General features: G+C 57.0%; 16 protein-coding genes. 8 read left to right on the forward strand and 8 right to left on the reverse strand.

What is annotated here, in order from left to right; all coding sequences use genetic code 11:
* Nucleotides 1-184 precede the first annotated feature (184 nt).
* Nucleotides 185-919 carry a metallophosphoesterase gene (locus ABUK73_RS17920; RefSeq protein WP_353578475.1) on the reverse strand — a complete coding sequence of 245 codons (735 nt, stop codon included), beginning with the start codon at nt 917-919 and terminating at the stop codon, nt 185-187.
* Between the two features lie 169 nt (nt 920-1088).
* Here ABUK73_RS17920 and ABUK73_RS17925 point away from each other — a divergent pair, with 169 nt between their 5' ends.
* Both ABUK73_RS17925 and alkB read left to right on the forward strand, forming a co-directional pair.
* On the forward strand, nt 1089-1727 hold the full coding sequence (locus ABUK73_RS17925) for a hypothetical protein (RefSeq protein ID WP_353578476.1): 639 nt from the start codon (nt 1089-1091) through the stop codon (nt 1725-1727).
* Nucleotides 1727-2371: a DNA oxidative demethylase AlkB gene (gene alkB, locus ABUK73_RS17930; RefSeq protein WP_353578608.1), complete on the forward strand. Its 645-nt coding sequence runs from the start codon at nt 1727-1729 to the stop codon at nt 2369-2371. The genes ABUK73_RS17925 and alkB overlap by 1 nt, the downstream gene beginning before the upstream one ends.
* Here the strand turns inward: alkB and ABUK73_RS17935 are convergent.
* From ABUK73_RS17935 to ABUK73_RS17955, 5 genes are all read right to left on the reverse strand, one after another.
* The gene (locus ABUK73_RS17935) at nt 2366-2857 is read right to left on the reverse strand and encodes a hypothetical protein (protein WP_353578477.1); all 492 of its coding nucleotides are present in this window, start codon (nt 2855-2857) and stop codon (nt 2366-2368) included. The two genes, alkB and ABUK73_RS17935, sit on opposite strands and share 6 nt — an antisense overlap.
* 105 nt (nt 2858-2962) lie before the next feature.
* Nucleotides 2963-4315, reverse strand: a complete 1353-nt coding sequence (locus ABUK73_RS17940; protein ID WP_353578478.1) for an HlyD family type I secretion periplasmic adaptor subunit — start codon at nt 4313-4315, stop codon at nt 2963-2965.
* Between the two features lie 4 nt (nt 4316-4319).
* Nucleotides 4320-6494, reverse strand: a complete 2175-nt coding sequence (locus ABUK73_RS17945; protein ID WP_353578479.1) for a type I secretion system permease/ATPase — start codon at nt 6492-6494, stop codon at nt 4320-4322.
* Between the two features lie 24 nt (nt 6495-6518).
* Nucleotides 6519-8534, reverse strand: a complete 2016-nt coding sequence (locus ABUK73_RS17950) for a hypothetical protein (RefSeq protein ID WP_353578480.1) — start codon at nt 8532-8534, stop codon at nt 6519-6521.
* A 161-nt stretch (nt 8535-8695) separates the two neighbouring features.
* Nucleotides 8696-9682: a fibrinogen-binding protein gene (locus tag ABUK73_RS17955; protein ID WP_353578481.1), complete on the reverse strand. Its 987-nt coding sequence runs from the start codon at nt 9680-9682 to the stop codon at nt 8696-8698.
* Between the two features lie 853 nt (nt 9683-10535).
* On the opposite strand from ABUK73_RS17955, the gene ABUK73_RS17960 reads away from it, so the two are divergent.
* The 3 genes from ABUK73_RS17960 (at nt 10536) to ABUK73_RS17970 (ending at nt 13574) form a co-directional block, all read left to right on the forward strand.
* Nucleotides 10536-11312, forward strand: a complete 777-nt coding sequence (locus ABUK73_RS17960; protein WP_454892389.1) for a helix-turn-helix transcriptional regulator — start codon at nt 10536-10538, stop codon at nt 11310-11312.
* 164 nt (nt 11313-11476) lie between these two features.
* Nucleotides 11477-13231, forward strand: coding sequence for a chemotaxis protein (locus ABUK73_RS17965; protein WP_353578482.1), 1755 nt, complete (start codon nt 11477-11479; stop codon nt 13229-13231).
* A 109-nt stretch (nt 13232-13340) separates the two neighbouring features.
* Nucleotides 13341-13574 carry a DUF2171 domain-containing protein gene (locus ABUK73_RS17970; protein ID WP_113087652.1) on the forward strand — a complete coding sequence of 78 codons (234 nt, stop codon included), beginning with the start codon at nt 13341-13343 and terminating at the stop codon, nt 13572-13574.
* An 82-nt stretch (nt 13575-13656) separates the two neighbouring features.
* On the opposite strand, the gene ABUK73_RS17975 is transcribed toward ABUK73_RS17970, so the two are convergent.
* Nucleotides 13657-14826: an acetyl-CoA acetyltransferase gene (locus ABUK73_RS17975; protein WP_353578483.1), complete on the reverse strand. Its 1170-nt coding sequence runs from the start codon at nt 14824-14826 to the stop codon at nt 13657-13659.
* Nucleotides 14827-14867: 41 nt separating this feature from the next.
* Nucleotides 14868-16490, reverse strand: coding sequence for an ABC-F family ATP-binding cassette domain-containing protein (locus tag ABUK73_RS17980; RefSeq protein WP_353578484.1), 1623 nt, complete (start codon nt 16488-16490; stop codon nt 14868-14870).
* Between the two features lie 149 nt (nt 16491-16639).
* On the opposite strand from ABUK73_RS17980, the gene ABUK73_RS17985 reads away from it, so the two are divergent.
* The 3 genes from ABUK73_RS17985 to iolD all read left to right on the forward strand — a co-directional run bounded on the left by ABUK73_RS17985 (nt 16640) and on the right by iolD (nt 21315).
* A complete protein-coding gene (locus ABUK73_RS17985; protein WP_353578485.1) occupies nt 16640-17455 on the forward strand; it encodes a MurR/RpiR family transcriptional regulator in 816 nt (271 codons plus the stop codon).
* Between the two features lie 117 nt (nt 17456-17572).
* Nucleotides 17573-19495, forward strand: coding sequence for a bifunctional 5-dehydro-2-deoxygluconokinase/5-dehydro-2-deoxyphosphogluconate aldolase (locus ABUK73_RS17990; protein WP_353578486.1), 1923 nt, complete (start codon nt 17573-17575; stop codon nt 19493-19495).
* Nucleotides 19492-21315 carry a 3D-(3,5/4)-trihydroxycyclohexane-1,2-dione acylhydrolase (decyclizing) gene (gene iolD, locus ABUK73_RS17995; protein WP_353578487.1) on the forward strand — a complete coding sequence of 608 codons (1824 nt, stop codon included), beginning with the start codon at nt 19492-19494 and terminating at the stop codon, nt 21313-21315. Before ABUK73_RS17990 ends, iolD begins: the two co-directional genes overlap by 4 nt.

Consider the following 21315-nt stretch of genomic DNA (forward strand, 5'->3'; position numbering starts at 1 on the left):
ATGCCGCACGGTGTTGCCCCTCTTTCGTGTCCAAATCGTCGCCAAACGCTTGAATACGAGTAGAATCAACACCGTGCACCGTGTCTACAAATTTAAACCGGACAGTAGTGGGACAAGCCCGAGCATGACGGAGAGCGAGGGTTTCATCTCGTGCAAACAGACACCAACGGTGCCTTACCTTTAGTTATTCCGCGTGCATCACCGTAATGTCGCCGCCGCGCGTGATCTTCACCGCAGACAACCGCCCAGTCATAAACGCACCCGTATCGACATTCAGCCGGTTGTCGGTCAGCGACACGCTGCGAACCGGCGTGTGGCCGTGTATGGTCAGAAACAGATTGTCGGCCCCCGGCATGGTCTGATCCTTTGGGCGTATCCACAACAGGTTCTTGTCTTCCTGCCTTTGCAGCGGAATGCCGTTGACCACGCCCGCATGTACGAAGCAGAGGCCCGGCACGGCCAATAGCGATGGCAGCGAAGCCATGAAGGATATGTGATCGGCGGGGATCATCTCGTGGAGCTGGGTTCGGAGCGCCTTCAGGTCATCGGGTATCTCACCAATACCGTAGGACCTCAGCGTTTCCATGCCGCCGAACTGGAGCCAGAGATGGTCCCTGCGCGGATCAGCTAGAAAATCGAGCATTGTCTGTTCGTGATTTCCGGCAAGGCAGAAGCGCTCGATGTCGCCGGTCATCGGCTGCATCAGTTCATGGATAACATAGGAGGATTTCGGCCCGCGATCCACGTAATCGCCCAGCATCACGATCCATTTCGAGCCGTGCTGCTGCGCTGCATCGTCGAGGATTTTTTGCTTCAGCGCCTGCAGCAGATCGAAGCAGCCGTGCACATCGCCGATGGCGTAGATGATATCGGGTCTGTCGTGGGAGAATAGTTTGCGGCGCATCTCGGGCGTGTGCATATTTGGGCGGACCTTCTTGAACGGTGACGGCGTGGCCACGAATCCTGACAAGGTATGAACCAATGTGCTTAACGCGACATTGACGACCGGCCCGGGGCGCAATTTCTCCCTAAAATCGTCTCTTTTCCATGTGTTCTTTTGGACTGTTCAAGAAGGATGGGAGGGGAATATGCCGTTGCAAAACCGTGTCGATCCGTTTGGAGACATCGTCGATTTGCCTCTTCGCGGGCTTTTCACCGGCAATCGCGGCATCCTCCACGACCCCCAGACGAAGACCCTGACCATGAAGCGCTGGACATCCAAGGCTTGGATCGTTTGCAGTTGCAGCTACAAAAATGTCCGCCGCGAGGTGATGGCGACGCGCAGCTGGACGGAGCTTTTCTTCTTTGACGAAGCAACGGCTCTGGCCGCCGGTCATCGTCCGTGCTTCCTCTGCCGCAGAGACGATGCCGATCGGTTCAGAACCGCTTGGGCCACTGGCAATGCGAAGCCACTGCCCAATGCCAAGGACATTGATAGCGTCCTGCACAAGGAACGGCTCCAGTCGCGCCGCAAGCGTCTCAACATGCTGCTGTCACCGCTGGAGGAACTGCCTGATGGAGCGATGGTTGCCGCTGCGGGCGACGCCTTCGTCGTTGCAAAGGGCAAGCCATATCTCTGGGGTGCCAAGGGATACGAGCACGCCAGAACATTGCCCTTTGTCGATGGCCTGCTGACACCACCCTCGACGTTGCGTACATTGCGCGCCGGATATCGCCCCCTGCTTCACCCCTCACTTGCGGCGATGAATGGGAATGCCGCGGCATGATGGATGATCTTTTCTCAAACCTTGAAAACGCCAATGAAGAAATGGCGCAAGGTGCGTGGCTGCTGCGTCGTTACGCTTTGAGAAACGCGAGCGATTTGTTGAAGCAGATCAACGCAATATCGGTTTCCGCTCCATTCCGACATATGGTCACGCCCGGCGGCTTTTCCATGTCTGTCGCCATGACGAATTGCGGCCCCTTCGGATGGGTTACAGATCGTAAAGGCTATCGTTATCAAAGCACGGACCCGGAGAGTGGCAAGCCTTGGCCCGCCATGCCAGACGCCTTCCTGTCTCTCGCCGTCAACGCGGCCAAAGCTGCGGGATATCCAGATTTCGTGCCGGATGCCTGCCTGATCAACCGCTATGAGCCGGGCGCGAAAATGTCGCTGCATCAGGATAAGGACGAAAAGGATTTTACCAATCCCATCGTCTCCGTGTCACTCGGCCTGCCCGCTACCTTCCAGTTCGGTGGCATCAGTCGCAGTGATCCGGTTCGCAAATACGTGCTCAGCCACGGCGATGTCGTTGTCTGGGGCGGCCCATCGCGGCTGTTCTTTCACGGCATTACGGCGTTGAAGAAAGGCAGCCACGACGAGGCTGGCCGCGCTCGCTTCAATCTGACATTCAGACGCGCGGCGCTATAGATCGCCAGAGACATATTTGCTCTGTTTGATGAATATCCACATATCCTTGCTGATGTCGGTAATCTCCGCAATCGATCGTTCAAGAAGCTTTATCTCGGCAGCATCCACCGGCTCTACCTTGCCGTAACGAACCCGCTTATCATCCTCCACAAGCCGCATCAGCTGTGTGCTGGAAATGTCGCCGTTTTCATCGAAGGCATAGATGCAGTGATTGTATTTATTGCGCGTCTTCGACTCTTTTTTCAGACGCGCCATCGCGCCTAAAACCGCTTTCCGGTCGGCGGCTGGGGTCGAGCGGAGTTTGGCGAGGCGCTCAACCAGATCCATGCGCGCGCGCGTCGTGTTGAGCGTCAGGAACACGACGATGGCCGCCTCTTTCTCGACCTTCAACAGATGGGCGATGATGTAGATCAGCAGGCTTTCGGTGTTGGTCCAGACATAGTTGAGACGGCCCACCAGCAACAAGACGTCAGACATGGCTGCCATTTCAACCCTCCGGCCCAAAGCATGGGGCAATCATACAGCATCGGCCCGGAATTCGATAAGGATTTCCGGGCCGATGTGCCGGGAGGAAGAACGCTGATTTTCGTCTCAACGCTCTTTGAAGGCACGCGACATGCTGTCGGCAATCGGTTTCGTCAGATACTCGAAGAACGTCCGCTCGGATGTCTGGATCAGGACGTCAGCAGGCATGCCGGGCACCGGATGGAAGCCATGCACCTTGGCCAGTTCCTCGTCCGATATCTGGACACGGACTATATAGACGTCCTTGACCTGCATCCCGGCATTTTCCTCGATACTGTCAGCGGAAACGTAGAAGACCTTTCCATCCAGCACCGGCGTCGTGCGCCGATTAAGGGCCGAAAGGCGGATTGCCGCCGTTTGTCCCTCATGCAACTGGTCGATGGAAGTTCTCAACACCTGTGCTTCGAGAATGAGCGGCACATGGGCAGGCAGGATTTCCATGATGGGTTTGCCGGTGGTGATGACGCCACCCGCAGTATGGTAATAGGAGCGGATGACCGTGCCGTTGACCGGCGAGCGGATAATTGTGCGGTCGAGAACCTGCGATGCTTCACGCAATTGCTGGCGCACGCCATCGAGATCGGCCTCGGCAGTGTCCAGCGCGTCCAGCGCTGCCTGCTTGTTGGAATTGACGGCAATCACCGCTTCCTGATGGAATTTGGCGATTTCCGCCTCGCTCTGGTTCATTTCCCCGTCGAGACGGGCGATGTCACCCATGGCGTCCGCAATGGCGCGTTCCAGCGCCATCATGTCCGTTTTGCGGATGATGCCGTCTTTTGCAAGTTTCGCTTTGGAATCGCGCTCCTGCTCCAACAACGATTGCTGGCGTTCAAAAGATGACTTTTGTCCCTGATAGCCGGTGTAGCGAAATTCGAGTGACCGGATGTTTTTCTCGATCAGATTCAGTTGCTCTTCGAGCTTGATCTGCTTGCTGTGAAAAACGACGTTCTGGCCTTGAATGATGGCATTTACATCCGGGTCGCTTGCTTCCGCCATGACGATGTCTGGCACCTTGAAGGTCTTTTCACCTTGAGCTTCGGCGCGCAGACGGGAAACGATGGTTTCAAGGCGAAGCCGCTTGAGGTTGATCATTTTTTGGTTGGAAAGTGCGGCTGTCTTATCAAGAACGACGAGAACGTCGCCTTCTTTGACGACGTCGCCTTCGCTCACCATCATTTCCTTGATGATGCCGCCTTCCAGATGCTGAATGGTCTTGTTGTTGCCCGTTGCAACGAAGCTACCCTGGGCGATGATGGCAGAGGCCAGCGGTGCCGTGCCTGCCCAGTAACCGAAGCCTCCGAAGGCTGCGAACAATACGGCCAGACCCGTGACACTATACATACGTATGGAGCGCGGGACCTCACTGTACCATTCCAGCTGACCTACCTCCGCCTGTTTTTGTTTTCTTTTGAAAACCATGGCCTTAACCCTCTATCTGCGGAGATTGACTGGATTGCTGACCCCGGTTGCCGGAAAGTGCTTTCAGCACTTCGATCCGCTCTCCGAACATCGCGACCGATCCGTCTTTCAAAATCATGATCTTATCGACGCATTGCAGCAGGGCAGGGCGTTGGGTGATGGTGACCGTGGTGATGCCTTGCGTCTTGGCGTGCAGCAGCGCCTTTGCAAGCGCCTGCTCGCCTTGCGTGTCGAGGTTGGAGTTTGGCTCGTCCAGCACCACGAATTTTGGGTCGCCGAAGAAAGCGCGGGCAAGGGCGATGCGCTGCTTCTGGCCACCGGAAAGCGGTGCACCATCGGCTGCGACCACCGTCTCGTAGCCCTGCGGAAAGCCCGCAATCAGCTCATGCACATCGGCCAGAACCGCAGCCTCGTAAATCTGCCGGTCGTCGACATCGTCGCGCATGCGGCAGATATTGGCTTTGATGGTGCCGGGGAAAAGCTGCACGTCCTGCGGCAGATAGCCGATGCTTTCACCGAACTGGCGCTGGTCCCAGTTGCGAAGGTCCATGAGATCAAGGCGCACATTGCCTGACGTCGGCATTATAGAGCCGACCAGCATCTTGCCGAGTGTCGTTTTGCCGGAGCCGGAATTACCGATGATGGCCAGCGACTCTCCCTTTTTCAGCGAAAAGGAAATGCCGTTCAGGATCACCTTCTTTTGTGGTGGTGGCACGAACAGAATGCGCTCCACATCCAGCCGTCCTTCCGGGTTTGGCAGGCGCAGGCGCGGGAAGTTGAGCGGCGAGTTGATGAGGAGCTGTTTGATGCGCCCATAGGCAGACGCGGATTTGTTGAACTGGTGCCAACCTTCGATGGCACCTTCAATAGGAGCCAGCGCACGGCCAGACACGATTGAGGCCGCAATCACCATACCACCGGTCAATTCGCCGGAAAGCGACAAATGCGCACCCCAGCCCAGAAGCGCGATCTGGGTAATCATGCGGCAGGCCTTGGAAACGCCGGAGAACATGATGTTGCGATCCTGCGCGGCGACATGGGATTTCAGCGAACCGGCTGTCTCACGGCCCCACATCTTCACGGCTTCGGGTATCATCGCCAGCGCATTGATGATCTGCGAATTGCGCGACATGGAATCAAGGTGGAAATTGGCGCGGCTGACATAGCCGTTGGCTTCAGCGAATTGCTTGTGCGTGAATTTCTGGTTCAGCCAAGCGATGATGAAGAGGACGGCGCAGCACGCCATGATGATGATGCCAAGATGCGGATGAACCAGATAGACCACCAGCACGAAAAGCGGCATGAGCGGCGCATCCAGAAACGCGATCAGCGTGCCGGATGTCAGGAATGAGCGGAGCTGCTGAAGGTCCTGTAATGTCTGGTAATCCTTGCCGCTGCCGTGCAGGGAGGCGCGGGCCGCAGCACTGAGGATCGGCGCGCCAAGCTGCACTTCAAGCTCGACGGCTGTACGCATCAGAATGAAGCGGCGGATGGAGTCCATGAAGGCCTGCAACAGCACCGCGCCGATGACGGCAATCGTCAGCATGACCAGCGTATCCATGGAGCGGCTGGTCAGAACACGGTCGGAAATCTGGAACAGATAAAGCGGAATGGCCAGAAGCAGAATGTTGATGGCGATGGTGAAGAGCATCACGATCACCATGTTGCGGCGAACGGCGGAGATCCCCTTTGCAAGGCTTGCAGCGAAGTTGACGGGTTCGCTGCGTTTGTGAAAACCGTGCTGGTTGCCTCCGCCGCCCCCGCCGCCGCCACCATTGAGGTCCGGTTCCTTGCCGTTGCCGCCGCCACCGGTGGTGGGGCGGCGCTCATTCTCACGGATCGGACCGTCATTATTGTCGATGGTCTTGACAAAAGGGAGTTCAGGGCTGGATTTGAGATCGGCTTTTTCGCCGGGCGCGTCGCGTGATGCGGGGTGAACCGGCGGGATTTCCGGCTCGGGCGTTACACGCGCTTCAATGACCGGCTCGGCAGCTTTTGCTGGTTCCTGCGCCGCAGCCTCCTTGGCCGCTGCCGATGACAGCTGACGCAGATTATCGACGGCATCGTTGATTGCAGTGATACAGGCTTCGGTCAGGTTTCCATCACCCTCACCGTCCTTTTTTCCGGTTAGATCGAGAACGCGTCCCTTCTCGATCTCGTCTCTTGAAATATGATCCATATCCACGTTCCCCTGAAAAGTCCGTCAAGCGACGGCCGTTTGCATCACATCGACGGGATGAGCTTGCGACCAGGAAAGGTCGTGCCCTGCATTGATGAGACCGTCTGTGTGGTCGCTGGTGGTGCTGGTGTCGTCATGAAGAAAAGCGATGGCTTCGTTGGCCAGCGCCGCCGGATGCGGATGGGCAGGATCGTTCTCGATGAGACCGCCCTGTATCAGCACGGCATCCGAATAGAGGTGGCCACCGATATAAGTGGATCCGCCAAAGCTGTCATAATCGGTGATCTGCGCGATGTTGACGACGGCATTGCTGCCGGTATCGATGTGGACCATGGCGTTCTCGTTATTGGCCAGCACCTTCGATGCGGCCTGAGTCACGTCATCGGAGTCCCCCAGAACGCTGACCTGCTTGACATAGGTGACGTCATAGAGATTGCCGGTGATGTAGAGAACGTTGAGACCAGCATAGCCCGCAAAATTGGGGTCGGTCGAAAGCCCCTCGGGCATATGCGGATCACGTTCATTGATCGCCTTGGCGGCTTCGACCATATAGTCGGGCATCGATGCGAAGCGATCATTGGCGCCGACATTGTGGATCGATGCCTCATTCCAGATCAGGTTGTTACCGGTCTGGACGGTCGCGCCGGATGTCGAACCGGCCAGCGCATGAATTTTGTCGTTGTCATAGAGAACCGCGACCTGCGCGATCATGTTCATGTCCAGCACATTGCCGCCGACGATGACCAGATCATATTGCATGCCGATGCCGAGGAAGTTGGCCAGATTGACGGCGCTGTTGCCGCCCGTCAGAACGCTCACATCCGCACCTGATGTCGTCACCGTCATGGTGTCGTTGTCAGAAACGAAGTGATACTGCTCGATCCAATGAACGAAGGAGACGTCGCCTTCAATGTAGCTCACCCGCCACGCAGTCGGGAAGACCGCAGCATCCGGCGTGCTTTCTGTGTGGCTGCCATCGGCGCTTTCGCCCCACACCGTTCTCTGGAAGGCTGCGATATTGTTGGCGACGGTGCCTGCATGGTCCTCACGGGTGAAGGCCGCATCGACCGTGTCGTGATCGCTATAGACATAGGACTGGGTGATGGCATCGATCTGGTGATAATCGCCCATCACGGCCATGACCGGAGCGACGACGCCCGTATTGACCACGGATACGATGTTGGCGACCACATTGGCGCCGGCGGCCACATCCAGACTGTTGCCAGCACCGGTGTGACTTTCCAGCGGCGTATCGCTCTCTGTCGGGTCCGTCGGTGGCTTGGCAATGCCGCGATCCGGCATGAAGTCATCGACATCAGGCAGTGTCGTTGCCGCGACGCCATTCACATAGGTGCCGGTAATCGAATGGCTGGCAACGACGAAATCCTGATCCGCACCGGTGCCGAGCGACGAGACGTTGTTGTCTCTGGCTTGGGTGATGTAGTCGTGCAGATCCTTGGCGATGGATTGCAATCCATCATAGGTGTCGGTGCGGTGGTAGCTGTCGAAGGGGGTAAAGCGGGCGGCCTCGTTGTAATATTCGGTGGTGCGCTCGGTGACATAGGTCGTGTCGCGCGCAACATTGGGACCATCCGTCATGTTGAGATAGTCGTCATCCCGCAGCAGTGTCAGCTGCGACACATGGGCGATCGTGGAGCCCGGGCCGGTATATAGAACAAGCTTGGGCTGCTCCTGATACTCATCGACTTCACCCGGCATCCTGAAATGGGAGCCGGAGAAATCATATGACGCAGCGTGCGAATGTCTGCGAATGGCGTCTTCGAAAGACAAAGCATGGTGCGTGCGTGTGACGCTGAACTGGTAATGCCCGTCGCGGTATTTTACGCCCGGGTCGTAACCTTCAAGAGGTGTGTCATAGGTCTGGTCGAGGTCCTGGGCGCCCTCATGCGGTGGCAGCGCGGTGTCGTCATGCAGACCCTGGCCCCCGGCATAATGCGCTCTCAGTCTCGCCTCTTCGATTTCGGTATCAAAAAGCCCAATGAAGTGGGCGATCATGTCTGAAATCTTGTCCATATACATGGTTTGTCCCTCCTCTTCAGACCCGTCACGGTCTTGCTGCCGTGGCGGAAGCCGGGTTTCGGCTTCAGGCGGCGCGCCGTGCAGCTGGGTCTACCGGCCGTCCAGCCGGAAACTGCACCGGCATCAGCCGGTGCAGTCTTTTCAATCTAGAGAGTGAGGTCTCAGGAGCCGCTTGCGTCTTCACCAGTGTGGTGCGAGTCGCCGCCAATGACGCTACCGTCGAAGGAGTTGGTGAGAAGGTTTGCACCCTGCACCAGTTCCAGGTGGTAGCCGGAGTTCGCCAGAATGGAGGAGGCGTTTGTCGAGCTTGTGCCCGAAGCATCGTCGCCAACCTTGAGGTCCCAACCCTTGCCGTCCATGTCCATACCCTGTGCACCGTGGGCTTCGCCACCGCTGGTGCTGAGGTCGTTATGGGCGTTCTGGTTGTCCATGGTCACATTGTAGGCCGTGTCCTGATCAGCCAGATGGCTGGCCTGCACAAGGCTGAATGCACTGTCGTTACCATCACCGTTCAACGAGTTGTTGAGGATGTTGTCGACATTGAGCGAGAAGGAGAAGTCGTCACCGAGGTTGAAGGCGATGTCGCCACCGGCAACACCCAGATTACCGACATCCTTGACGTGTTCGATTGTCGAGAAGTCGCTATCCGTCTTGGAGAAAGCTGTGTTGAAGCTGTCCGACGTGGTCTTGATGTCGGTATCCGTGTTGGAATAGCTGAAGTTCTTGGTGTCGGTATCTGTGTGTGTGTTGGTGATTGTTTTGTTGTCGTTGTCACTGATGCTTGTCGACTTGCTGTCGTAGCTCCAGTCGTAATCGCTTTTCACATTCGTGTCGTTGTCTGTGACACTCGTGTTGTTCGAATTCGTGGTGGTGTTGGTGTCGATGTCAGTATGGGTCTTGCTGTCGTAGTTCCAGTCATAGCTGTTATCGCGGTTATCGCCATTGTCGGTCGCGACCTGTACCTTGGCATCGACATCCAGGTTCTGGCTATTGTCGGTATAGGTGTTGTCGCGGTTGCCGCCATTGCCAACGCCGACATTGCTGTCGTCAACGCTGCTGTCATTGGTGGCTGTGTTGGCAAATCCATCGGCGAGAGCGCCGACTTTCGTGATATCGTCGCCAGCTGGCTGCTGTTGTGGGTAACCCATGTTATATCCTCCGAAAAAGTTCGGAGCAGCTTTTCGAAATCCCTCTCATCTTAAATGGGATTTTACTCGCGCTCACTCCGAGGTTCACTCATATGCAGACGTACTCACCGACGTTTCGTCTGCGGCTATTGGCCCGGATTTTCAGGCCGTTGTTTTTGGGAATGCACAAGACACTGTTACGGACATGCGCATATCCAGTTCCGCAACCGCCAAGGCGCTTGCAGATGTCATGCTTTCTGTCTGTCTGATCATTTCGTCTCGGACTGCCCGTTCCATCGCAACATAAACAGAGATGGTAGGGTCGAACCGGTTGCGGTCTGTTGCAACGGGGCTGAATGTGTCTGAGATGTTTGCGGGTTTCCAGCTACCAAATGGGATTAAGCATTCCTTAACCCTGATGTGCGGATCGCGACCATTTTCGAACGGGTTACGCCCTTGATCGGCGAAATTTCTGAAATATAGTCACTTGCTGAAATAAAAAAATGCGCCTCGGCTTAAGTGTTCGCCCTGAAAAGTAGCGAAAAGCCATGAGTATGACGGAAAAAATACACAAGTAAAAATTATCGCATGATGTTTATGCAACTGAATAATGTAATTTTTTACCTATATTTTTATTGCGCGCGTTTAATGCATTAGAAAAATGAAAAACTCCCTACTTATTATGCCTTTAGCGCCACACTAACCCGTTTGGGCAATTTATTTCGAGTTCAATTTGTACTATTTCTCATGATTAATAAATAACTAACAAATGAAAGCAGTGATAACGTGGAAACGCCCGTTCAATGGCACTCCGCCGGTTCACCGCGCGCCAGCATGGAACAGAGTATCTGCGTAACGCTACAGGGAGGCGTATATGTTCATGGTTGCATCACGGGTTATAGACAATAGACAAAATAACAGGGCTTTGGCAGAAGGCGGCACGATACTTGTCGTGGCCCACGCGGATCTTTTTTCCGAATGTCTCGTGGAGGCATTGGGCAAGAAGTTTCCCGCATGCGATGTTTTGAGCGCATCTTCATCCACATCCATACCGGAAGGGCAGTTGCGAGACGTAAAGCTCGTTCTGCTTTACAGACTGTCCGGCTCAAGGCTTGGTGAGTTGCTGACGGAAGTCCGAACCAAACATCCTGACGCACAGATTGCGCTGGTGATAGATGCGATCGATATGATCGAGGCCTATCTGAAGCAACTGGTGGAAACACGCATTATAGATGGTGTCCTGCCGCTCAACCTTCGGCTCGATGTCTTCATGGCGGCGGTCGATCTTCTCATCAAGGGCGGAGAGCATTTCCCCTCCGCACTGCTGGGCAGGCTGACTGCGGGGCCTGAGGTTTCCAGCCGCACCGTTTATGATACGCGTGCCGTGGTTGCCAACCGGGCCGATGCGCTGACTGCCCGAAAAAACGAGTTTTCCGCACTGACGACACGCGAAGTTCAAATTCTGGATCTGCTCTGCAAAGGCACCCAGAACAAGATCATAGCAGATCGTCTGCACCTTTCGGAAAATACCGTCAAAGTCCACGTTCGCAACATCTATAAGAAGATGAATGTCCGTAACCGGACCGAGGCTGCATCCCGCTTCTTCAACAAGGATGATGCCACGAACGACGGTAATAAATGGCACAACTGAGTGGCGATTTTCGCCACTCCATCTCTGACGCATTCCGTTAACCAGAGTATTTTACTCAACTGTTAACTGTAAATACCATTTCGGTTTTCTAGCCCTCTTTGATTTACCTGTCGTTTCCTAAATGCCGCTAGCGTTTGCCCATAACGCAAGATCGGAAAACGACGATGAATACCATGCTGAAACAGAAAGCGACCTACAGGATTGATCGGCAGGCCGAATTCAGCGGCAAGCTGACGGCAGCCCACGCCAAAATCGAGAAGACGTTTCTCGATGGCGGTGCAGTGCTGGTCTCCGTCATGGAAATTCTTGGCAATCTTGTTGGTATTCTCGATGGAATGACCGGAACGATTGATGGAAAGACGGCGCAAAACACGCTCGATGGGCTGCGCCAGACCATCAACGATCTGGCCCAGTTGCCCAAAACGGAGCAGGCCCGTCAGGCCGCCTTCAATTCGCTGGCAGCCATGTGCTCGTCCACCGGCGGCCATATAGACGATATTCATGAGACCATCCGCTATCTGAAGACCTTTGCCGTGACAGTTAAGATCACCGGTGCCGGCCTTGCAGAATTCGCAGGCTTTGCCGACGAAATTCGCGAACGCATTCAGTCCGGCGCTGATGAGGTCGGTCGCTTCGCGAAGAATTTGGATGCAATGCATTCTCAGCTCGTCAAGGCCCGTTCCTTTTCCAGCACCACGCTGGCGGATTTCGACGCCACAATTCCGCACATCATTTCCGGCCTGAACGAAAATTCCGAGCGCATCTCCAAGCAGCACCAGGAAATGACGGATATTGCCGCGCAGGTGAAGAAGATCGCCCAGACCATTCAGGGCAAGATCGGCTCCGTCCTGTCCTCGCTACAGATCGGCGATATCACGCGTCAGCGTATCGAACATATTCAAAGCATGCTGGAAATGCTGGACGAGTTCGTCTCCTCCGCAGAAGGCAAGGAGCTTGATGGCACGGAACATGCCATCCTTCAGGAAGCCGTCCTGCAAATGGCCAGCGCCCAGATGGATGAAACCGCTGCCGATTTCCATCGCGACTGCACCAAGATTTTCGCCAGCATCTCCAGCTTCGCGGATGATGCCGCACGCATTCTGTCGTTGCGCGACGAGTTGATCGACAAGACACGCAATGGCGATAGCAGCACTCTGGCGCTCATGGAGCAGGGCATTGTCGAAGCCTGCGCTCTGGTGGCACGCGTTCAGGAAAGCAGTGCGGATGCCGACGACGTGGTTCTTTCGGTCACCAACAGCGCGCAGGAACTGTCGCGTGGCATCGAAATTTTGCGGTCGATCAAGATCGACATTCATTACATGGCGCTGAACTCCAACCTGCGCTGCTCAAAGCTTGGTGACGCCGGCAGGTCTGTCAACGTCGTCAGTGGTGAGATGCGCGTCTTCGCGGGTAAGCTGGAAACGCCAGCCGACGCCATCGTTGAAGAGTTACAGCGCGTCGAAAGCGCAACAAGCCAGCTTGCAAAGCAGGGGCAGGGGCTTTCCGCCGATATGGCCGTGCCTTTGAACGATGCCCTTCACGCCATTCGCGGCGCCAAGGAGCAGATGGACGCCGGTATCGAGTCGCTTGCTGAAGAAGGCCAAGCCGTTTTCAGCCGCATCAGCTCTGCGGTCGTCACGCTTGATTTCGAAAACGCGCTCGGCCACACCTTCAATGAATGCTGCCAGATCGCAGCGCAGCTCTCCGAAGGTTTCGATGCCGACGTCTCCGGCTTCAGCGACAAGGTCGAGGGCTTCAGTCACCGGGTTTACAAGCTCTACACCATGGCTCAGGAACGCGACATCCACGCCCGCTTTCTGCCCGCCTATGTCGCGACAGTCAATGCTGCCTCTGTTGCATCGGCCAGCCAGTCCGCTGCCGCTGACGACGACGATCTTTTCGCAGATGCGCTGTTCTAAACGTCGATAGGCTGATTGTCAGAAATTGTTTCCCGTTAAAAGCGGGAACGAAACCGGGCCATTTCCATTTCCTCCTCGCAAGTTGAAAAACAAACAGGAGGAAACAGAAATGATTTCTGGTGACCAGATTCGCGAGCACATGGAAGTGCGTTCCGCCGATGGCAGCCATGTCGGCACAGTCGACCATATGGACGGCAAAAGCCGCATCAAGCTGACCAAGACCGATGCAGCCGATGGCAAGCACCACCTCATTCCGCTGGAATGGGTCGATCATGTGGATGCCCATGTCCATCTCAGCAAGTCGGCTTCCGACGTGCGCAGCGGTTGGGAAACCCTGAACTGATTTCTTGAGATTGGTTCAAATATTCCAAAAATGCGGCCAGCCAGGCCGCATTTTTATGAGCGAATTCAGCTCTATGTCGGCGCTATTTCACGCGTTCCAAAATTGAAACGTAATTGGCAACCGCGGTTCCACCCATGTTGAAAACACCGGCGAGCTTGGCGTTTGGTATCTGCATGTCACCCGCATCCTCGGCCAATTGCATCGCGGCCATGATGTGCATGGAAACGCCTGTCGCACCAATTGGGTGACCCTTGGCTTTCAGCCCGCCGGATGGATTGACGGGAAGGCGACCGTCTTTTCGCGTAATGCCCTCGCGCACCACACGATGCCCTTCGCCGGGCTTTGCCAGTCCCATCGCCTCATACTCGATGAGTTCGGCGATGGTGAAGCAATCATGCGTTTCGACCAGCGACAGATCGTTGAGGTCAATACGAGCCGTCTCCAGTGATTTCGCCCAAGCCCCCCGCGCGCCCTCGAATGCCAGAGGGTCGCGGCGGCTGAGCGCTATGATGTCATTGGCCTGCGTACGGGCTCTGAAACCAATGGCCCGTTGCAGCGTCGCGGCAACCTCTTCATCGGCCAGAATGATGGCGGCTGCTCCATCCGAAATCAGCGAGCAATCCGTGCGCCGCAGCGGCGGCGCGACATAGGGGTTTTTGTCGGACACCGTATTGCAGAACTCGAAGCCGAAGTCCTTGCGCATGTGGGCGAAGGGATTTCCAATGCCATTTGCGTGGTTCTTGGCGGCAATCATCGCCAGTTCTTCGGAACGGTCGCCGTAGCGCTGGAAGTATGTCTGAGCGATGCGACCGAACTGTCCGGCAAACCCACCAGGAATATCGCCTTCTTCCGCACGGTAGCTAGCCGAAAGCAGAATATCGCCCACCTCTCCGGTCGGCAGTGCCGTCATTTTTTCTGCACCCACCACAAGTGCAATACGCCCACGACCTGCTTCGATGAAATCCATGGCGCTGTAGAGTGCGGCAGATCCCGTGGCGCACGCATTTTCGAAGCGTACAGCGGGCGTATGCGCCAGCCGTTCGTCGCTCATGGCAACGAGGGCTGCCTGAAAGTCCTGTTTGGAAAATCCGTTGTTCATGACGCCGACGAAAATTCCGTCGATATCTGTAGCCTCGATGCCCGCGTGCGCAATGGCCGGAGCAACGACAGAGGCCATCAATTGCTCGGTATTTTCGAGCGGTGATTTGCCGAACTGGCCATGCGCCCAGCCGACGATCTGCGCTTTACCCATTCCTGGTTCCTCCCAAAACCTCAATGTACCTCAGCCAAATCCTATGATAGCAGCCCGGGAGCCTCCGCGCCTGTTCTTTCGACATATTCCGTATAGCCGCCACCATATTGGTGGATGCCATCTGGCGTCAGTTCCAGAACGCGGTTGGAGAGGGCTGCAAGGAAATGACGGTCATGCGAAACGAACAGCATGGTGCCCTCATATTCGCCCAGCGCCTTGATCAGCATTTCCTTGGTGTCGAGGTCAAGGTGGTTGGTCGGTTCGTCCAGAACGAGGAAGTTCGGCGGGTCGAACAACATGGCGGCCATGACCAGACGCGCCTTTTCACCACCCGACAGAACGCGGCACTTCTTGTCGACATCATCACCGGAAAAGCCGAAGCAGCCGCAAAGCGCGCGCAGCGGGGCCTGTCCGGCCTTCGGGAAACGCTGTTCCAGCCATTGCAGAATGGTGGCCTCGCCGTCCAGCAAATCCATGGAGTGCTGCGCGAAATAACCGAGCTTGACGCTGGCACCGACATTGACGCTGCCGACATCGGGCTCTGCGGTGCCCGCAATCAGCTTGAGAAGCGTGGATTTTCCCGCCCCGTTCACGCCCATGATGCACCAGCGTTCCTTGCGGCGGATCATGAAATCCAGACCTTCATAGATGGTGCGCTGGCCATAGGCCTTGTGCACTTGCTTCAAAGATACGACATCTTCACCGGAGCGCGGGGGTGTCTGGAAATCGAAAGCCACCGTCTGCCTGCGCTTGGGCGGCTCGACGCGGTCGATCTTTTCCAGCTTCTTCACGCGGCTCTGCACCTGGGACGCATGGGAGGCACGAGCCTTGAAACGCTCGATGAACTTGATTTCCTTGGCAAGCATTGCCTGCTGGCGCTCGAACTGTGCCTGCTGCTGCTTTTCGCTCTGGGCGCGCTGCTGTTCGTAAAAGCCGTAGTCACCCGTATAACTCGTCAGCGATCCCGCATCGATTTCGATGATCTTGTTGACGATGCGGTTCATGAACTCGCGGTCGTGCGAGGTCATCAAAAGCGCGCCATCATAGGTTTTCAGGAAGTTTTCAAGCCAGATGAGGCTTTCGATATCCAAGTGGTTGCTCGGTTCGTCGAGCAGCATCACATCTGGGCGCATCAAAAGAATGCGGGCCAAGGCCACACGCATCTTCCAGCCGCCCGAAAGCTTGTCGACATCGCCGTCCATCATTTCCTGGCTGAAGCTCAGCCCCGCCAGAACTTCGCGCGCGCGTCCCTCGAGCGAATAGCCGTCCAGCTCCTCATAGCGTGCCTGCACTTCACCGTAACGCTCTATGATCTCGTCCATCTGGTCGAGCTGCTCCGGGTCGACCATGCGGGCTTCCAGTTCACGAAGCTCGGTCGCAACCGCGCTTACGGGTCCTGCACCTTCCATGGCCTCTGCGACCGCGCTGCGGCCCGCCATTTCACCGACATCCTGATTAAAGTAGCCGATGGAGACGTGCTTTTCGGAGGCAACTTGACCTTCATCCGGCTGCTCCTGACCGGTGATCATCCGAAACAGCGTCGTCTTGCCCGCGCCATTGGGGCCGACGAGCCCGACCTTTTCGCCCTTGTTGAGCGCAGCAGACGCCTCGATGAAGAGGATGCGGTGGCTGGCAGATTTGCTGATGTTTTCGATGCGGATCATTGGAGGTAACCGATAAGCTGGAGGATTGGCGTCCCTATGCCACGCCGGGCCTTCACTGTCACCCGATGAATCCTGATGGAATGCTTGTGATTTTTTTTGGAATGGATATTCCATATTGTGACGGGGATGGAAAAATAAGGGGGGACATCATGAGCGCCAATGCGGCACCGGCCACAGTTGAAGCGTTTCGGGAACGGTTGCTGGAGGTAACCGACAGCCTGCCGAAACGCCTGCGCCAATGCGCCGATTACGTCGCCGGTCATGCGGATCGCATCGCGGTGTCCACCGTGGCAGAGCTTGCGGAAAGCGCTGGCGTTCAACCGTCTGCCATGATGCGGTTCAGCCAGATCATGGGCTTTACCGGCTTTTCTGAAATGCAGCGCCTGTTTCGCGACCATTACACCGGCGGTCGGCCGGATTATATGACGCGGCTCAACAATCTGCGCGACAATGGCGAAGACGGCGGCGCGCTGCTTCTGGCCGAGTTTGTTGATGCAGGCCGCGCCTCGCTCGAAAACGTGCTGAAAACCGTCGATCCCCAGGAATTCGAGACCGCCATTCGCGTGTTGTCGCAGGCCAGCACCATCCACATCATCGGCCTTCGCCGTTCCTTTGCCGTTGCCAGCTATCTCGCCTACGCATTCGAAAAAATGGGTGTTCCCGCCATGCTGCATGCCTCTGTCGGGCAGTTGCACAACGAAAGCGCGATCCGCACCGGCGATGTCGTGTTGGCCATCACGTTTTCGCCCTACTCGGCGGAGACGATGGACCTCGTCTCGTCCAGTCTGGCAAGACGTGTCCCGGTCGTTGCGCTGACGGACACGGCGGTAAGCCCGATGCGCAAACTGGGTGCGACCATCCTTGCGGTTTCCGAGGTGGATTTCGGCGCGTTCCGCTCGCTTTCGGCCACTTTGTGTGTTGCAATCGCACTGGCTGTTGGTGTCGGCACGCACCGCCAAAATTGAATATTTATGTTGAAAATGGAAAAAATGGAATTTATAGTCCAAAAATAACCTGAAATGGAATGATGGTGGAGTGTCATTCCAGATGCAGGGTTCGCGTCACAGCGAGGGAGGACGGTCGTGAAAAAGCTCGATCTCATTACCATTGGCCGTTCGTCGGTCGATCTTTACGGCGCGCAGGTTGGCGGTCGGCTGGAGGATATGTCCTCCTTCAACAAATATATCGGCGGCTCGCCCACCAATATCGCCGCCGGTGGCGCGCGGCTGGGTCTGAAGACCGCCGTCATCAGCCGCGTGGGTGACGAGCATATGGGCCGCTTCATCCGCGAACAGCTGGTGCGCGAAGGCGTCGATATCAGAGGCGTGAAGACCGACCCCGAACGCCTGACGGCGCTTGTATTGCTCGGCATTCGCGACCAGTCGCAATTTCCGTTGATCTTCTACCGCGAAAACTGCGCCGACATGGCGCTGTGCGAAGACGATATCGATCCCGCCTTCATTGCTGATGCTGGTTGCGTCTGCGCCACCGGCACGCATCTGTCCCATCCGTGCACCGAAGCTGCCGTGTTGAAGGCGCTGCGGTTGGCGCGGGAAGGTGGTGCGAAGACCGCGCTCGATATCGATTACCGACCCAACCTATGGGGCGTCGCCGGTCATGGTGATGGCGAAAGCCGTTTCGTAGAATCCCAGGCAGTCACCGCCAAGCTGCAATCGACACTGCACCTCTTCGACCTCATCGTCGGAACGGAAGAGGAGTTCCATATTGCCGGTGGCTCGACCGATACGCTGGACGCGCTGAGAGCCGTCCGCAAGGTGTCGAAAGCGACGCTGGTCTGCAAGCGTGGCCCCATGGGTGCCGTGGTGTTTCCGGGTGATATCCCCGCAAGTCTTGATGACGGCGAATCCGGCGAGGGTTTCCCCATCGAGGTCTTCAACGTGCTGGGTGCGGGTGATGGCTTCATGGCGGGCCTCTTTCGTGGTTGGTTGCGCGGCGAAGATTGGCCGACGACACTGAAATACGCCAATGCCTGCGGTGCCTTCGCCGTCTCCCGCCACGGCTGCACACCCGCTTACCCAAGCTGGGAAGAGCTGCAATATTTCTTCCGCACGGGCATCAGGAACAAGGCGCTGCGCAAGGACGAGGCGCTGGAGCAGGTGCATTGGGCCACCAACCGCAAGGGTGACTGGAACACCATGCGCGTCTTCGCCTTCGATCACCGCATGCAACTGGAAGCGATGGCGGATGAGGCCGGTGTTGATCATGGTAGGATTGGCGACTTCAAGAAGCTTTGCCTGAAGGCGGCCCTTCAGGTGTCCGGCGGCGACGCCGGTTACGGCATTCTCTGCGACAGTCGCTTGGGCCGCGACGCGCTTTACGAGGCGAGCGGCACGAACCTCTGGATTGGCCGCCCCGTGGAATGGCCGGGCTCTCGCCCGCTGACATTGGAGCCTGAACTCGGCCTCGATTTCGGCGGGCTGAACGAGTGGCCCGCCAATAATGTCGTCAAGGTTCTGTGCTTCTATCACCCCGACGATGCAGCCGAGCTGCGCAAGGAACAGGAAGACACGGTGCTTCGCCTGTTTCAGGCCGCGCGCCGCAACCGGCTGGAACTGTTACTGGAGGTCATTCCATCCAAGGTCGGCGCCGTGGATGACACGACGACGGCACGGATTATCGACCGTTTCTACGAGATCGGCGTCTACCCCGACTGGTGGAAGCTGGAGCCGATGAAAAGCGACGCGGCGTGGAAAAACGCGACCGATGCCGTGCAGCGCAACGACCCATACGTTCGCGGCATCGTCGTGTTGGGTCTCGATGCACCGCAGGCGGAGCTGGAGGAGAGCTTCCGTCTGGCCGCAGGCTTTGATCTGGTCAAAGGCTTTGCCGTTGGCCGCACGATCTTTGCCGATGCTGGCCGTGCATGGCTGTCGGGCAAGATGAGCGACGCAGACGCCATCGCCCAGATGGCGGATCGCTACAGCGCGCTCTGCCGCATCTGGGATGAGGCGCGCGCCAAAAAGAACAAGGGAGAGGCAGCGTGACGACACTTCGATTGACGGCAGCGCAGGCAATGGTGCGCTATCTGGCCGCGCAGATGAACGAGGATGGCGAGACCTATATCGCCGGTGTCTGGGCCATCTTCGGCCACGGCAATGTCGCCGGTATCGGTGAAGCCCTTTACGGCATTCGCGATGAACTGAAGACCTATCGCGGTCAGAACGAACAATCCATGGCCCATGCGGCGATCGCCTACGCCAAGCAGCTCGGCCGCCGCCGTGCCATGGCGGTTACATCCTCCATCGGCCCCGGCGCGACGAATATGGTGACGGCAGCCGCGCTCGCCCATGTCAACCGCTTGCCGGTTCTGCTTATCCCCGGCGATGTCTTTGCCAATCGCGGCCCCGACCCGGTGTTGCAGCAGATCGAGGATTTCGGTGATGGCACCGTTTCCGCCAATGATTGCTTCAAGCCCGTCAGCCGTTATTTCGATCGCATCATGCGGCCCGAACAGCTTCTGACCGCACTGCCGCGTGTCATGCGGACCATGACGGACCCTGCCGATTGCGGCCCGGTTACGCTCGCCTTTTGTCAGGATGTGCAAGCGCAAGCTTACGATTATCCGGCCAGTTTCTTCGAGAAAAAAGTCTGGCGTCAGCGCCGTCCTGAACCCGATGTCGCCGAGTTCGAAGACGCCGTTGCGGCTCTGAAGGCCGCGAAAAATCCGGTCATCGTCGCCGGTGGCGGCGTTCATTTTTCCGGCGCAACAGAGACGCTGAAACACTTTGCCGAGACGCACGCCATTCCCGTCATCGAAACGCAGGCAGGCAAATCTGCGCTGGCATGGGATCACGACCTGAACTTCGGTCCTGTTGGCGTCACCGGTGCAGATAGCGCCAATGCCATCGCCGAAAAGGCCGATCTCGTCTTCGGCATCGGCACCCGCTTTCAGGATTTCACCACCGGCTCCTGGGCGCTGTTCAAGAACCCGGATCGCAAGCTGCTGGCGCTGAACGTCCAGCCCTATGACAGCGCCAAGCACAATGCTATCAGCCTGACGGCAGACGCCAAGGTCGGCCTGGAAAAGCTGTCCGCTGCCCTGGGCAACCACTGTTTTACGGCACCCGACACTGCCTTGAAACAGCAATGGTTTGCAAAAGCCGATGCTGTAACGGCAGCACCCACCGACGCCAACAGCCTGCCCACCGACATGCAGGTCATCGGTGCCGTGCAGCGGGCCTCGCGCGACAACACCGTCGTTATGTGCGCGGCTGGCACCATGCCGGGCGAGTTGCATCAGCTTTGGAAGGCCAAGCTGCCGCTCTCCTACCACATGGAATATGGCTTCTCCTGCATGGGCTACGAAATCGCCGGCGGCCTCGGCATCAAGATGGCGGAGCCGCATCGTGACGTGATCGTCATGGTCGGCGATGGCGCCTATATGATGATGAATTCCGAGCTGGCCACGGCTGTCGCCATGGGCGTGAAAATCACCCTCGTCATTACCGACAACAGAGGTTACGGCTGCATCAACCGGCTGCAAATGGGCACCGGCGGGGCGGAGTTCAACAATCTCTACGCTCATACCAACCACACCAACCCTATCGCCATCGACTTTACCGCCCACGCTGCCAGCATGGGTGCCGATGCCCACAAGGTTTCCTCGATTGCGGAGCTTGAAACCGCACTCAACGCGGCGCGTGAGGCGACGGTGACGACCGTCATCGTCATCGACACGGACCCGTACCCGACACCGGATGCCGGTGGTTACTGGTGGGATGTCGCGGTGCCTGAAGTGTCAGACCGAACGGAAGTCAACAATGCACGCGCTGCTTACGAAGCCGCGTTGAAGGAAAGACTGTAA

This window comes from Agrobacterium vacciniicorymbosi (assembly GCF_040427045.1).
GTDB lineage: Bacteria > Pseudomonadota > Alphaproteobacteria > Rhizobiales > Rhizobiaceae > Agrobacterium.